The 14,477-nt window shown below is 70.8% G+C and carries 11 protein-coding genes; 7 read left to right on the top strand and 4 right to left on the bottom strand.

Annotated features, from left to right (window positions below; translation table 11 throughout):
• Positions 1-76 precede the first annotated feature (76 nt).
• A complete protein-coding gene (locus tag ABZX85_RS23850; protein ID WP_355872028.1) occupies positions 77-841 on the bottom strand; it encodes an IclR family transcriptional regulator in 765 nt (254 codons plus the stop codon).
• Positions 842-1,289: 448 nt separating this feature from the next.
• On the opposite strand from ABZX85_RS23850, the gene metH reads away from it, so the two are divergent.
• The 4 genes from metH to ABZX85_RS23830 all read left to right on the top strand — a co-directional run bounded on the left by metH (position 1,290) and on the right by ABZX85_RS23830 (position 7,916).
• Positions 1,290-4,820 (top strand): methionine synthase, encoded by a 3,531-nt coding sequence (metH, locus tag ABZX85_RS23845; protein ID WP_355872025.1) that lies wholly within the window; start codon positions 1,290-1,292, stop codon positions 4,818-4,820.
• Positions 4,821-4,968: 148 nt separating this feature from the next.
• Positions 4,969-5,664, top strand: coding sequence for an HAD family phosphatase (locus ABZX85_RS23840; protein WP_355872023.1), 696 nt, complete (start codon positions 4,969-4,971; stop codon positions 5,662-5,664).
• 291 nt (positions 5,665-5,955) lie between these two features.
• The gene (locus ABZX85_RS23835; protein ID WP_355872021.1) at positions 5,956-6,339 is read left to right on the top strand and encodes a hypothetical protein; all 384 of its coding nucleotides are present in this window, start codon (positions 5,956-5,958) and stop codon (positions 6,337-6,339) included.
• Complete coding sequence (locus ABZX85_RS23830) at positions 6,336-7,916, top strand: ABC transporter substrate-binding protein (RefSeq protein WP_355872020.1); 1,581 nt, start codon at positions 6,336-6,338, stop codon at positions 7,914-7,916. Before ABZX85_RS23835 ends, ABZX85_RS23830 begins: the two co-directional genes overlap by 4 nt.
• Before the next feature lie 88 nt (positions 7,917-8,004).
• On the opposite strand, the gene ABZX85_RS23825 is transcribed toward ABZX85_RS23830, so the two are convergent.
• Together ABZX85_RS23825 and ABZX85_RS23820 are read right to left on the bottom strand one after the other, a co-directional pair.
• Positions 8,005-8,676: a response regulator transcription factor gene (locus ABZX85_RS23825; RefSeq protein ID WP_355872017.1), complete on the bottom strand. Its 672-nt coding sequence runs from the start codon at positions 8,674-8,676 to the stop codon at positions 8,005-8,007.
• Positions 8,677-8,740: 64 nt separating this feature from the next.
• Positions 8,741-9,712: a RecB family exonuclease gene (locus tag ABZX85_RS23820; protein WP_355872325.1), complete on the bottom strand. Its 972-nt coding sequence runs from the start codon at positions 9,710-9,712 to the stop codon at positions 8,741-8,743.
• Between the two features lie 565 nt (positions 9,713-10,277).
• Here ABZX85_RS23820 and ABZX85_RS23815 point away from each other — a divergent pair.
• The 3 genes from ABZX85_RS23815 to ABZX85_RS23805 all read left to right on the top strand — a co-directional run bounded on the left by ABZX85_RS23815 (position 10,278) and on the right by ABZX85_RS23805 (position 14,031).
• On the top strand, positions 10,278-12,287 hold the full coding sequence (locus ABZX85_RS23815; protein ID WP_355872014.1) for a site-2 protease family protein: 2,010 nt from the start codon (positions 10,278-10,280) through the stop codon (positions 12,285-12,287).
• 63 nt (positions 12,288-12,350) lie between these two features.
• Positions 12,351-13,256 (top strand): tRNA (adenine-N1)-methyltransferase, encoded by a 906-nt coding sequence (locus ABZX85_RS23810; protein ID WP_355872012.1) that lies wholly within the window; start codon positions 12,351-12,353, stop codon positions 13,254-13,256.
• A gap of 199 nt (positions 13,257-13,455) precedes the next feature.
• Positions 13,456-14,031 (top strand): hypothetical protein, encoded by a 576-nt coding sequence (locus ABZX85_RS23805; RefSeq protein ID WP_355872009.1) that lies wholly within the window; start codon positions 13,456-13,458, stop codon positions 14,029-14,031.
• A gap of 23 nt (positions 14,032-14,054) precedes the next feature.
• Here the strand turns inward: ABZX85_RS23805 and ABZX85_RS23800 are convergent, their stop codons facing one another.
• On the bottom strand, positions 14,055-14,348 hold the full coding sequence (locus tag ABZX85_RS23800) for a ferredoxin (protein WP_355872322.1): 294 nt from the start codon (positions 14,346-14,348) through the stop codon (positions 14,055-14,057).
• Positions 14,349-14,477 lie beyond the last annotated feature (129 nt).

Below are 14,477 nucleotides of genomic sequence, written 5' to 3'. Positions count from 1 at the left end.
GGTATGCCGAGAACCGGAACGTCGCCCGACGTCCCGGTGGTCTCTCACCCACTTCTCAGAAGCGGCCGACCGCTCCTCAGAACCTGCCCGCGCCCAGGTCCCGCGACACCGCGCGGGCACAGTCACGCACCGCCGCGATCAGCTCGGGCCGCAGCTCCCCGTCCGGACACACCCGCTCCACCGCGCCGGTGATCCCCACCGCGCCCACCGGCATCCGTCGCCGGTCGTGGATCGGCGCCGCGACCGACGCGACACCCTCCCAGGTCTCCTCCACGTCCGCCGCGTACCCACGCGCGCGCGTGATGTCGAGGATCTGCTCGAACGCCTTCAGCTCGCACACCGTGCGGTCCGTGAACGACCGCCGCTCGGTCTCCAGCGCCTCACTGTGCGCGACCGGGTCGTACGCCGTCAGCACCTTGCCCAGCGCCGTCGAGTGCAGCGGCTGCATCGCCCCGATCTCCAGCACCTGCCGGCTGTCGTCCGGGCGGAACACGTGGTGCACGATCAGCACCCCCTGCTGGTGCAGGACGCCCAGGTGCACGCTCTCGCCGCTGGCCCGCGCCAGGTCGTCCGTCCACACCAGGGCCCGCGCGCGCAGCTCGTGCACGTCCAGGTACGTCGTCCCCAGCCGCAGCAGCTCCGCGCCCAGCTGGTAGCGCCCCGACGCGTCGTCCTGCTCCACGAACCCCTCCTGCTGGAGGGTGCGCAGGATGCCGTGCGCCGTGCCCTTGGCCAGGCCCAGGGCCGAGGCGATGTCCGACAGGCCGAGCCGCCGCTCGCCGCCCCCGAGGAGCCGCAGCATCGCGGCCGCCCGTTCGAGCGACTGGATGTTCCGTGCCATCGCCGTCCTGCCTCCGTCCCCTTGCGACCGGCTCGCGCCGACCCCGACCGCTGTTCGTCCACACCGGCCGGCCTCCCGTGGCCGTCTCCGCAGCCATCGTTCGGCAATGCCGAACACTACCGGTCCATGCCGACCTCCTGCCAATGGTCGGTAGCCGTGTGTTGCTCCACAGGTCGCCCCTCGGCCACCCACCGGAACCCCCGAAGTATCCCCGCGCGCCCCACCCGCCCCCGCACCGACCTCACCCGACACCCCCGGCCGCACCCCCTCCGGAAGGAAAATCCCCGGACCCCGCACGGTCGTGTCGCACACGAACACGAAGGGGACATCCGCCCGAGAAACACTCGACCCCCACCGTCCGCCCCCTGGAACGACCTGACAGCACACCCCCGTCCCCCGCTACCCTGGCCCCAAAGCCGACAGCCGTCGCACCCGAGGGAGCCCTTACATGGCCTCTGTGCCGCCGACCCCTTCCGCCGACAGCCGGACCCGCGTGTCCGCGCTCCGAGAGGCGCTCGCCACCCGCGTGGTGGTCGCCGACGGAGCGATGGGAACCATGCTCCAGGCCCAGGACCCCACCCTGGAGGACTTCCAGGACCTCGAAGGCTGCAACGAGATCCTGAACCTGACCCGCCCGGACATCGTCCGCTCCGTCCACGAGGCGTACTTCGACGCCGAGGTCGACTGCGTCGAGACCAACACCTTCGGCGCGAACTTCGCGGCCCTCGCCGAGTACGACATCCCCGAGCGCGTCCACGAACTCTCCGAGGCCGGCGCCCGCATCGCCCGCGAGACCGCCGACGCCTACACCGCACGCGACGGCCGTCAGCGCTGGGTCCTCGGCTCCATCGGCCCCGGCACGAAACTGCCGACCCTCGGCCACGTCGGATACACGACGATCCGCGACGCCTTCCAGCAGAACGCCGAGGGCCTCATCGAGGGCGGCGCCGACGCCCTCATCGTCGAGACCACCCAGGACCTCCTCCAGACCAAGGCCGCCGTCATCGGCGCCCAGCGCGCCCGCGACCTCGCCGGACTCGACGTACCGATCATCGTCTCCGTCACCGTCGAGACCACCGGCACCATGCTGCTGGGCTCCGAGATCGGCGCCGCGCTCACCGCCCTGGAACCCCTCGGTATCGACATGATCGGCATGAACTGCGCGACCGGCCCCGCGGAGATGAGCGAACACCTCCGCTACCTGGCCCGCAACTCCCGCATCCCCCTGTCGTGCATGCCGAACGCCGGCCTCCCCGTCCTCGGCAAGAACGGCGCCACCTACCCGCTGACGGCCCCCGAACTCGCCGACGCCCACGAGACCTTCGTCCGCGACTACGGCCTCAGCCTCATCGGCGGCTGCTGCGGCACCACCCCTGAGCACCTGCGCCAGCTCGTCCACCGCGTCCGGGACATCGCCCCCACCCCCCGCGACCCGCGCCCCGAACCCGGCGCCGCCTCCCTCTACCAGACCGTCCCGTTCCGCCAGGACACCTCCTACATGGCGATCGGCGAACGCACCAACGCCAACGGGTCGAAGAAGTTCCGCGACGCCATGCTGGAGGCCCGCTGGGACGACTGCGTGGAGATCGCCCGCGAACAGATCCGCGAAGGCGCCCACATGCTGGACCTCTGCGTGGACTACGTCGGCCGCGACGGCGTCGCCGACATGGCCGAACTCGCCGGCCGCCTCGCCACCGCCTCGACGCTCCCGATCGTCCTCGACTCCACCGAGGTCGACGTCATCCAGGCCGGCCTGGAGAAGCTCGGCGGACGCGCGGTCATCAACTCCGTCAACTACGAGGACGGCGACGGCCCCGACTCCCGCTTCGCGAAGGTCACCCGGCTCGCCCAGGAACACGGCGCGGCGCTGATCGCGCTGACGATCGACGAAGAAGGCCAGGCCCGCACCCCCGAGAAGAAGGTCGAGATCGCGGAACGGCTCATCGACGACCTCACCGGCAACTGGGGCATCCACGAGTCCGACATCCTCATCGACACCCTGACCTTCACCATCTGTACCGGCCAGGAGGAGTCCCGCGGCGACGGCATCGCCACCATCGAGGCCATCCGCGAACTCAAACGCCGCCACCCCGACGTCCAGACCACCCTCGGCCTGTCCAACATCTCCTTCGGCCTCAACCCGGCCGCCCGCATCCTGCTGAACTCCGTCTTCCTCGACGAATGCGCCAAGGCCGGCCTGGACTCCGCGATCGTCCACGCCTCGAAGATCCTCCCCATCGCCCGCTTCACCGAGGAAGAAGTCACCACCGCCCTCGACCTCGTCTACGACCGCCGTGCCGAGGGCTACGACCCCCTCCAGAAGCTGATGGCCCTCTTCGAAGGCGCCACCGCCAAGTCCCTCAAGGCCAGCAAGGCCGAGGAACTCGCCGCCCTCCCCCTGGAGGAACGCCTCAAGCGGCGCATCATCGACGGCGAGAAGAACGGCCTCGAAGCCGACCTCGACGAAGCCCTCACGACCCGCCCCGCCCTCGACATCGTCAACGAGATCCTCCTCGACGGCATGAAGGTCGTCGGCGAACTCTTCGGCTCCGGCCAGATGCAGCTGCCGTTCGTCCTCCAGTCCGCCGAGGTCATGAAGACGGCCGTCGCCCACCTCGAACCCCACATGGAGAAAACCGCCGACGGCGAAGGAGGGGCCGGCAAGGGCACCATCGTCCTGGCCACGGTCCGCGGCGACGTCCACGACATCGGCAAGAACCTCGTCGACATCATCCTGTCCAACAACGGCTACAACGTCGTCAACCTCGGCATCAAACAGCCCGTCTCCGCGATCCTCGACGCCGCCGAGGAACACAAGGCCGACGTCATCGGCATGTCCGGACTCCTCGTGAAATCCACCGTGATCATGAAGGAGAACCTGGAGGAGCTGAACCAGCGCGGCCTCGCCGCCAGCTACCCCGTCATCCTCGGCGGCGCCGCCCTCACCCGCGCCTACGTCGAACAGGACCTCCACGAGCTCTACCAGGGCGAGGTCCGCTACGCCCGCGACGCCTTCGAGGGACTGCGCCTCATGGACGCCCTCATCGGCGTCAAACGCGGCGTCCCCGGCGCCGTCCTCCCCGAACTCAAGCAGCGCCGGGTCCGCGCCGCCGGCGCCGTCGTGACCGAGGAGCAGCCGACCGAGGAAGGGCACGTCAGGTCCGACGTCGCCATCGACAACCCCGTACCGAAAACCCCCTTCCAGGGCACCCGGATCATCAAGGGCATCCCTCTCAAGGACTACGCCAGCTGGCTCGACGAAGGCGCCCTCTTCAAGGGACAGTGGGGCCTCAAGCAGGCCCGCGCGGGCGACGGGCCGACGTACGAGGAACTCGTCGAGCACGAGGGACGGCCCCGGCTGCGCGGCCTCCTCGACCGCCTCCAGACCGACAACCTCCTCGAAGCCGCCGTCGTCTACGGCTACTTCCCGTGCGTCTCCAAGGACGACGACCTGATCATCCTCGACGACCAGGGCAACGAACGCACCCGCTTCACCTTCCCCCGCCAGCGCCGGGGCCGCCGCCTGTGCCTCGCCGACTTCTTCCGCCCCGAGGAGACCGGCGAGACCGACGTCGTCGGCCTCCAGGTCGTCACCGTCGGCAACCGCATCGGCGAGGAGACCGCCAAACTCTTCGAGGCCAACGCCTACCGCGACTACCTCGAACTCCACGGCCTCTCCGTCCAGCTCGCCGAAGCCCTCGCCGAGTACTGGCACGCCCGCGTCCGCGCCGAACTCGGCTTCGCCGGCGAGGACCCCGCGCAGATCACCGACATGTTCGACCTGAAATACCGCGGCGCCCGCTTCTCCCTCGGCTACGGCGCCTGCCCGAACCTGGAGGACCGCGCCAAGATCGCCGAACTCCTCCAGCCCGAACGCATCGGCGTCCACCTCTCCGAGGAGTTCCAGCTCCACCCCGAGCAGTCCACCGACGCGATCGTCCTCCACCACCCGGAGGCGAAGTACTTCAACGCACGATGAGCACACGGTGAGCGCGCGATAAGAAACGCGCGCCGCCGCCGCGAGTCGTACACTGGTCGGTCCACCGCAGGCCGGTCGCCCACTCCGTCTGGAACGGAGCGCGTGACCGGCCTGCTCGTCCCTCCCGCGCCTTCCAAGGAGGTACTGGATGACCAGTACGGTCCCCGCACCCGCAGCGATCACCGCCGAGGGCTCCGCCCTCCAGGCAGTCCTCCTCGACATGGACGGCACCCTGGTGGACACCGAGGGCTTCTGGTGGGACGTCGAGGTCGAGATCTTCAAGAACCTCGGCCACACCCTCGACGACTCCTGGCGGCACATCGTGGTCGGCGGCCCCATGAGCCGCAGCGCCGGCTTCCTCATCGAGGCCACCGGCGCCGACATCACCCTCGACGAGATCTCCGTCCTGCTCAACGACGGCTTCGAGGACCTCATCGGCCGGGCCCTGCCCCTCATGCCGGGCGCCGCCCGCCTGCTCGCCGAACTCGCCGCGCACGACGTGCCCACGGCCCTGGTCTCCGCCTCCCACCGGCGCATCATCGACCGAGTCCTCGCCTCCCTCGGCCCCCAGCACTTCCGGCTCAGCGTCGCCGGCGACGAGGTCGCCCGCACCAAGCCGCACCCCGAGCCCTACCTCCTGGCCGCCGCCCGCCTCGGAGTCGATCCGGCCAGATGCGCCGTCATCGAGGACACCGCGACCGGAGTCGCCGCCGCCGAGGCCGCGGGATGCCAGGTCGTGGCCGTGCCGTCGGTCGCCCCCATCGCGCCCGCCGCCCGCCGCACCGTCGTATCCTCCCTGGAACACGTCGACGTGCCATTTCTGCGCGGACTGATGGCCGCCTGACCGGGCCCCGGCCGAAAACCCCGGGCACCCCCGATAACCTGGGAATTCACGGAAGGCGACGCGGCGCAATTCAGATCCCCGGCATTCCGCGGAACGGCCGGAATTCCGCCCTGCCCCCGGTGTGACATTCCCCACTCGCGGACGCCTTTTCCGGTGCCCTCCGTCCTGCCCAAGTGTCCCGATTCATGAACCGCTGCACGAAACATTCCAGGGCTGATTCTCCGGTCCGTTCGCATGCGGCTTCACAGCGTGAGGAACCATCAACTCCGGTATGCGCAAGCCGACGCGCGGGTGCCCACTAACCTCGTACAGAACCACCCCGAGACCGCCGCCGAGGAACTCGCACAGCCCCTGGAGAAAGCCGCACATGAACCGCACCACCACGGAGCCGCGACCGGCCCCGGCACGGGCTGGTTCCCCGGCTTCCCCCACGCGAAGACCCACCTCCGGCCGCCCCCCACACACGGCGAGCCCGACAACTCCCTCACCCCGGAGTCCCGCCGCGCGGCCGACCGCCGCGCAGCCGCCGCCGGCCCGGACAGCACCGGCACGGCGTACGCGCTGAACTCCTCACCGACTCACCGGCCCACCCGACTCACCGACAGCGATCGACCGAGTCACCGGGCCACCGAGTCATCGACACCGAGAATCCGACGACAAGGCACGTACACGTGAACAAGCGCACCCAGTGGCCGGTCCTCCCGATCGTGGCAGGGCTCGCCTCCGGTCTGTTGACCGGCTGCGGCTCCGAGAACGGCTCCTCCGGAGGCAGCGGCTCCTCCGTGGTCATGGGGATGTCCGACGACGTCCTCGCCACCGACCCCGCCTCCGGCTACGACCCCGGCTCCTGGCTGCTGTTCAACAACGTCTTCCAGTCCCTGCTGTCCTTCCCCAAGGGCGGCACCGACCCCGAACCGGACGCCGCCAAGGAGTGCACCTTCACCGACACGGAGACCAAGGTCTACCAGTGCACCCTGAAATCGGGACTCAAGTTCAGCAACGGTGACTCCCTCACCTCCGAGGACGTCAAGTTCTCCTTCGAACGCATGCTGAAGATCAACGACGAGTCCGGCCCCGCGATCATGTTCCCCATGCTCGACAAGGTCGAGGCCCCCGACGAACACACCGTCGTCTTCCGCCTCAAGGTCGCCGACGCCACCTTCCCCAGCAAACTCGCCTCCGGCGCCGGCTCCATCGTCGACCACAAGCAGTACGACGCGGACGGCCTGCGCAAGGACGGAAAGGCCGTCGGCTCCGGCCCCTACAAGCTGGAATCCTTCGACGAGGACCAGGCCGTGTTCTCCGTCAACGGCAACTACAAGGGAAACGCCCAGGTCAAGAACTCCGGCGTCACCCTCAAGTTCTTCAAGGGCGACCAGGCCGCCCTCAAGAAGGCCCTCCTCGACGACAAGGTCGACATCGCCTACCGGGGCCTCACCGCCGCCGACATCACCGACGTCCAGCACAGCGCCAACAGCAAGGACCTCGACGTCGTCGAAGGCACCAGCGCCGAGGTCCAGCACCTCGTCTTCAACATGAAGGACCCCGTCGCCGGGAAACTCCCCGTCCGCAAGGCGATCGCCTACCTCATCGACCGCGACGCCCTCATCAAGGACGTCTACGAAGGCACCGCCGACCCCCTCTACTCGATCATCCCCGCGGGCATCACCGGCCACAACACCGCCTTCTTCGACCGCTACGGCGCCCGCCCCTCCGCCGAGAAGGCCGAAGCGGCCCTGCGCGACGGCGGCATCACCGACAAGGTCAAGCTCACCCTCTGGTCCACCCCCTCCCGGTACGGCCCCGCCACCGACCAGGAACTCAAGACCATCGCCGCCCAGCTCAACGCCAGCGGCCTCTTCGACGCCGACGTCAAGTCCGTCGCCTTCGACCAGTACGAGAAGGACATCGAAGCCGGCAAGTACGGCGTCTACGTCAAGGGCTGGGTCCCCGACTACCCCGACGCCGACAACTTCACCGCCCCCTTCTTCGGCGACGGCAACGTCCTGAACAACCACTACACCAACGAGACCATCACCGGCACCCTCATCCCCCGCACCGCCGCCGTCACCGACCGCGCCGCCACCGACAAGGACTACGGCCAGCTCCAGGACATCGTCGCCGAGCAGCTCCCCGTCCTCCCCGTCTGGCAGGCCAAGCAGTACGCCGTCACCCGCGACGCCGTCTACGGCCTCGAATACTGCCTCGACGCCTCCACGGTCTTCCGCTTCTGGGAACTCAGCAAGGGCTGAACGGCCTTCCTCCGTACGACGACGGGGCGCCCCTTCTTCCCGAAGGGGCGCCCCGCGTCGTCGTAGTCAAGTCACCCGGCGTCGGTCCCTACTGCGCCCCCGGCCGCACCAGACCGCTCTCGTACGCGTACACCGCCGCCTGCACCCGGTCCCGCAGACCCAGCTTCGTCAGCACATGCCCCACATGCGTCTTCACCGTCGTCTCGCTCACGAACAGGTCCGCCGCGATCTCCGCGTTCGACAACCCCCGCGCCACCAGCTTCAACACCTCGACCTCACGGTCCGTCAACGTGTGCAGCGTGTCCGGGACCGGGTCGTCACCCGACGGCAGATGCGTCGCGTACTTGTCCAGCAGCCGGCGCGTGATGCTCGGCGCGAGCATCGCCTCACCCGCCGCCACCACCCGGATCGCCTGCACCAGCTCGTTCGCCGGAGCGTCCTTCAGCAGGAACCCGCTCGCCCCCGCCCGCAACGCCTCCACCACGTACTCGTCCAGATCGAACGTCGTCAGCACCAGCACCTTCGCCGGACCGTCCCGCTCCGGACCCGTGATCTGCCGGGTCGCCTCCACACCGTCCATCCGGGGCATCCGGATGTCCATCAGCACCACGTCGGGCTGCAACGCCCGCACCTGATCCAGTGCCTGGAGACCGTCACCGGCCTCCCCCACGACCGCGATGTCCTGCTCCGCCTCCAGGATCATCCGGAAGCCGGTACGCAGCAGCGGCTGGTCGTCGACCAGTAGGACACGGATGGCCACGAAAGTCTCCTTCGATAGTCCGGACCCATTCTGCCCTGCGCACCACGACCGGACTCGACAGGCCCTAAGGCTCCCGCGACACCGGGGAAGCCAGCGGCAGCGGATACGGCGGAGGCGTACCGCCGAACTCCGGGCAGTGCGCCTGATGATCGCACCAGCCGCACAGCTTCGTCGGCCGCGGACGCCAGTCGCCCGTGAGGGTCGCCTCCCGGATCGCCTCCCACAGCGCGAGCAGCTTGCGCTCCACCCGCTCCAGATCGGCCGGGACCGGGTCGTACGTCACGACGTCACCGCTGCCCAGATAGACCAGCTGGAGACGGCGGGGGACCACGTTCTTCAGCCGCCACACCACCAGCGCGTAGAACTTCATCTGGAACAGGGCACCCTCCGCGTACTCCGGGCGGGGCGCCTTGCCCGTCTTGTAGTCGACGATCCGCACCTCGCCGGTCGGCGCGACGTCCACCCGGTCGATGATCCCGCGCAGCGTCAGCCCCGACTCCAGCTCCGCCTCCACGAACAGCTCCCGCTCGGCCGGCTCCAGCCGCGTCGGGTCCTCCAGCGTGAACCAGCGCTCCACCAGCCGCTCCGCCTCACCCAGCCACTTCCCCAGCCGCTCGCCCTCCGGATCGTCCGCGAACAGCTCCGCGACCTCCGGACGGTTCTCCCGCAGCCGCTCCCACTGACCCGGCACCAGCCCCTTCGCCCTCGGCACCGTCCGCTCCCCGGCAGGCGCGTCGAACAACCGCTCCAGCACGGAGTGCACCAGCGTCCCTCTGGTCGCCGCCTCACTCGGCTTCTCCGGAAGCCGGTCGATCACCCGGAAGCGGTAGAGAAGGGGACACTGCATGAAGTCCCCGGCACGGGAGGGGGAGAGGGAGGTGGGGGAGCGGGGGGTTGGCGGGGGAGCGGGGGTGGTGAGGGCGTCAGAGGTGGTGGGGGAGCCGGGGACGTCGAGGGAGGCAGGGGAGGCGGAGGAGCCTGGTGCCGACGGGGTCTTGGGGGTGTCGGGGGAGTGGGAGGTGTCGGGGGAGTCGATGGGGCCTGTGGGGAAGTCGGCGGGGGGCGCCAGCGTGGGTGGAGGCGTGGTTGTGGGATCGGCGAGAGGTTCCCGGGTGGTCGGGAGACGGCTCGGGGAACCGGTTGAAGGCCCGCTGCCCGGCGACGCCGTGCGCGTCGTCCGGTCCTCCTCCGGCCCGCCCACGCGCGCGAGGAGAGCCGCCACCGCGTCCGCCGCGCGCCCGGCAGCCCGACCTGCGGTACCGGACGGCGCCTCAGGGGCACCGGGGAGCTCCGTACGAGCATCCCGGGCCGGCGTCGTACCGGCATCCGCGTCGGAGACGGCCCCGCCTGCGGCACCCTCCGCGCCCGCCCGCGTGTCCGCCCCGCCGCGGCCCGCCGTCACACCCTCGCTGCTGCTCTCCATGCCCCAGACCCTACGGCTCGCCACTGACAGTCACCCGCATCCCTGCCCGCCCGCCCCCTCCGACGGCCAGGCGAACACAGGGGGTGCCGGGGCGGAACGCGCCGCGACGGCCGCATACCATCGGTCGGAGACCCTTCCGCCCGGCAGGCGCGGGAGACCTTGCGATCGAGGGGACACCGTGGTGGAAAGCGGCGGGAGCGGGCAGCCGCGGCCGGACAACGAACAGCCGACCGAGCACCCCTCCGACCCTGCGCCCCAGGCGTCCGAAACCCCCGAGAAGCCCGAGGCGACGGCCACCCCCGAGCCCACCGCCACCCCCTCGACCCCGCCCGACGACGAGACCCGCCAGATCCGCCTCCCCGCCGAACCGCCGTCCCCGGACGCCACCACGAGCCCCGACGGTCCCGCCGAGCCGTCCCCGGACGACACGCCCCGCCCGCCCGCCGAGCCCGCGCACCCTGCCGAGCCCCCGGCCCCGAGCGCCCCCGCCGCGAGCCCGCGCCCTTCCGACGCCCCGCCGCTCGACGACGCGACCCGCCAGATCCGCCTCCCCGTCGCACCGTCCTCTTCGAACGACGCCGCCGAGAGCCCCGACCCGTCGGGCAACCCACCGGCCGACGACGAGACCCGGCAGATCCGGCTCCCCGCCGACCCCGTGAACCCCCCGGCCCCGAGCCCGTCCGCTGCCCCGTCGGCCCGGGCCGATGACGAGCCGCCCGCTACTGCACAGCCTTCTGCCGCCGAGCAGTCGCCCGCCCCTGTACAGCCGTCAGCCGCCGCACAGACCTCCACCTCCGCTGACCCGTCGGCCCGGGCCGATGGAGAGCCGCCCGCTGCCGCGCAGCCTTCCGCCGCCGCGCAGCCCCCCACCCCGGAGCCCGCGAGCCTGGAGAAACCCCCCGCCCAGCCCGCCCCCTCGGAGGGCACCCCGCCCGTCAGCCCCTTCAGCACCCCCGACACACACCCCGACCACCCGCACGCGCACAGCGCAGGGGCCGGGGCCGGGGCCGGGAAGAAGGAGGCGGAGAAGGCGCGCGAACCGCGCAGCGGGATTCTGATGGGGCGGCCCTTCGGCGTCCCCGTGTACGTCGCCCCCAGCTGGTTCCTCGTCGCCGCCCTGATCACCTGGGTCTTCGGCGGACAGCTCGACCGCGTACTGCCCGAACTCGGCGCCACCCGCTACCTCGTGGCCCTGTTCTTCGCCGTCGCGTTCTACGCCTCCGTACTCGTCCACGAACTCGCCCACACGGTCGCCGCACTCCGCTTCGAACTCCCCGTCCGCCGTATCCAGCTCCAGTTCTTCGGCGGCGTCTCGGAGATCGAGAAGGAGGCGGAGACCCCGGGCCGCGAGTTCTGGCTCGCGTTCGTCGGCCCGCTGCTCTCCCTCGTCCTGTCCGGCCTGTTCTACCTGGCGATGCTCACGGTCGAACCCGGCACCGTCCCCGGCGTCCTGCTCGCCGGCCTGATGATCTCCAACCTCATCGTGGCGATCTTCAACCTCCTCCCCGGCCTCCCCCTGGACGGCGGCCGGATGCTGCGCGCCGTCGTCTGGAAGATCACCGGCAGGCCCATGGCCGGCACCGTCGCCGCCGCCTGGGTCGGCCGCGCGCTCGCCGTCTCCGTCCTCATCGGCCTCCCCCTCCTCACCCAGTCCGGCGCGCTCGGCACCACCGCCGAGGACAGCGTCGGCATGGACACCGTCACCGACGCCCTGCTCGCCGCGATCCTCGCCGCGATCATCTGGACCGGCGCCGGCAACAGCCTCCGCATGGCCCGCCTGCGCGAACACCTCCCCGAACTGCGCGCCCGCAACCTCACCCGCCGCGCCGTCCCCGTCGAGACCGACACCCCTCTCTCGGAGGCCCTGCGCCGCGCCAACGCGGCCGGCGCCCGCGCGCTCGTCGTCGTCGACGCCCACGGCGAACCCCTCTCCCTCGTCCGCGAGGCCGCCATCGTCGGCGTCCCCGAACACCGCCGCCCCTGGGTCGCCGTCAGCGGCCTCGCCCAGGACCTCACCGACGGCATGCGCGTCTCCGCCGAACTCGCCGGCGAGGACCTCCTCGACGTCCTGCGCGCCACCCCCGCCACCGAGTATCTCGTCGTCGAGGACACCGGCGAGATCTACGGCGTCCTGTCCGCCGCCGACGTGGAACGCGCGTTCGTGAAGGCGATGGCCCGCCCCAACTGAGGACCGGCCCGGGGCGGGCCGCGAGTGGTCGGCGGCCTCCACAAACCCCGGTAGGCTGTTCACATGTCCGAACCGACCGGTGCCGCCCGCAGGCGCGGGCCCTTCAAGGTCGGGGACCAGGTTCAGCTGACCGACCCCAAGGGCCGTCACTACACGTTCACGCTCGAAGCCGGGAAGAACTTCCACACCCACAAGGGTTCCTTCCCGCACGACGAACTGATCGGCGCACCCGAGGGCAGCGTTGTCCGCACCACCGGGAACGTCGCCTATCTCGCGCTGCGCCCCCTGCTCCCCGACTACGTCCTGTCCATGCCCCGCGGGGCGGCCGTCGTCTACCCGAAGGACGCGGGACAGATCCTCGCCTTCGCCGACATCTTCCCCGGCGCCCGCGTCGTCGAAGCAGGCGTCGGCTCCGGCTCGCTCAGCAGCTTCCTGCTGCGCGCCGTCGGCGACCAGGGCATGCTGCACAGCTACGAGCGCCGCGAGGACTTCGCGGAGATCGCCCAGCAGAACGTGGAGCGCTACTTCGGCGGCCCCCACCCCGCCTGGCAGCTCACCGTCGGCGACCTCCAGGACAACCTGTCCGACACCGACGTCGACCGCGTCATCCTCGACATGCTCGCCCCCTGGGAGTGCCTGGAGGCCGTCTCCAAGGCCCTCGTCCCCGGCGGCATCGTCTGCTGCTACGTCGCGACCACCACCCAGCTCGCCCGGACCGTCGAGTCCATCCGCGAGATCGGCTGCTTCAACGAGCCGAGCGCCTGGGAGTCGATGATCCGCAACTGGCACATCGAGGGTCTCGCCGTCCGCCCCGACCACCGCATGATCGGCCACACCGGCTTCCTCCTGACGGCCCGCCGTCTCGCCGACGGCGTCGAGCCGCCCATGCGCCGCCGCCGCCCCGCCAAGGGCGCCTACGGCGAGGACTACTCCGGCCCCAATGCCGACGGCGGCGTCGGCGAACGCTGACCCTCCCCTCCGACTTACCCCGCACAACGCCTCATGCCGTGGCGGAGTTCCCGCGAATTCGACAGGAACCCCGCCACGGCATCGTCGTACCTACGGCTCGTACGACCATCACCCCGCCGTTCCCCCGCCCCGCCCCCTGTGGCACGATGCTGGCACTCCCGCCCCCCTTTCGGCACAGCCCCACAGGAGACGCGCACTCGTGCAGCACCCCGTCGTCCCGGAACTGGCCCACACGCACACCCGGCCCATCCACTGGGTCGCGACCGCCACGGCGATCGCCGGAGTCGTCGCCCTCTCCTCGGTGCTCCAGCCCGGCCCCGCGACCGCCGCACAGCCCACACCCACGACGAAGGCGGACGACAGACCCGCCGTCGCCCCCTCGGTCGCCGGAGTGAAGTTCCCCCTGGACTGCGGCCCCGTGAAGGCACTGGTCGTCAAACAGGCCGCCGGCGACCTCGACGGCGACGGCAGGCCCGAGACCGTCGCCGTCGTCCACTGCGACGCCCCCATGGGCACCCCGCCCGACGCCGTGTACGTCATCACCCAGGGCCCGAAGGACAGCGCACCGCGCGTCGTCGCCACCCTCGTCACGCCGAAGGACCGCAACACGGTGACCACCCTCACCGTCACCGACGGCGCCGTACGCGCCACGCTCCTCGGCTACTCCACGCCGGACGTGCCCAGTTGCTGCCCCGACGTGAAGAGCGACGCGCAGTGGCGGTGGAAGAGCGGCGCTTTCGTCCGCTCGACACCCGCCGGCGCCCGCAGCGTCTGAGACCACCCGGGGTGACCTTCCGGTCACTCCGCGTCCGGGCCGTACACCTCCACGCTGTCCGAAACGCGCCGTACATGAATGCACTCGCCCGGACACTCACGCGCCGAATCCACCACATCCGCCAACAACGGCAACGGAACCGGCGCCACCGCACCCGGCGCCTGCAACAGCTCCTCACCCGGACCCCGCACATACGCCAGACCGTCGATGTCGAGCTCGAACACCTCCGGCGCGTACTGCGCGCAGATCCCGTCCCCCGTGCAGAGATCCTGGTCGATCCAGACCTCCAGCGCACCCGCCTCCGCGACCACGTCCACCACTCCCGAGACTCCCGCCGTTTAACACCGAGCCCCACGGGAACCATGCAGGCTCTGACCGCCGTTGAACACTTCGACCCTACCCGGACCCGCTTCCCAATCATGTTCGGTGGGTATTCCCCTGGCGTG

This window comes from Streptomyces sp. NPDC004539, assembly GCF_040610055.1.
Lineage (GTDB): Bacteria > Actinomycetota > Actinomycetes > Streptomycetales > Streptomycetaceae > Streptomyces.
The sequence above is the reverse complement of the archived record's forward strand: the minus strand, read 5'-3'. Positions and strand labels throughout refer to the sequence as shown.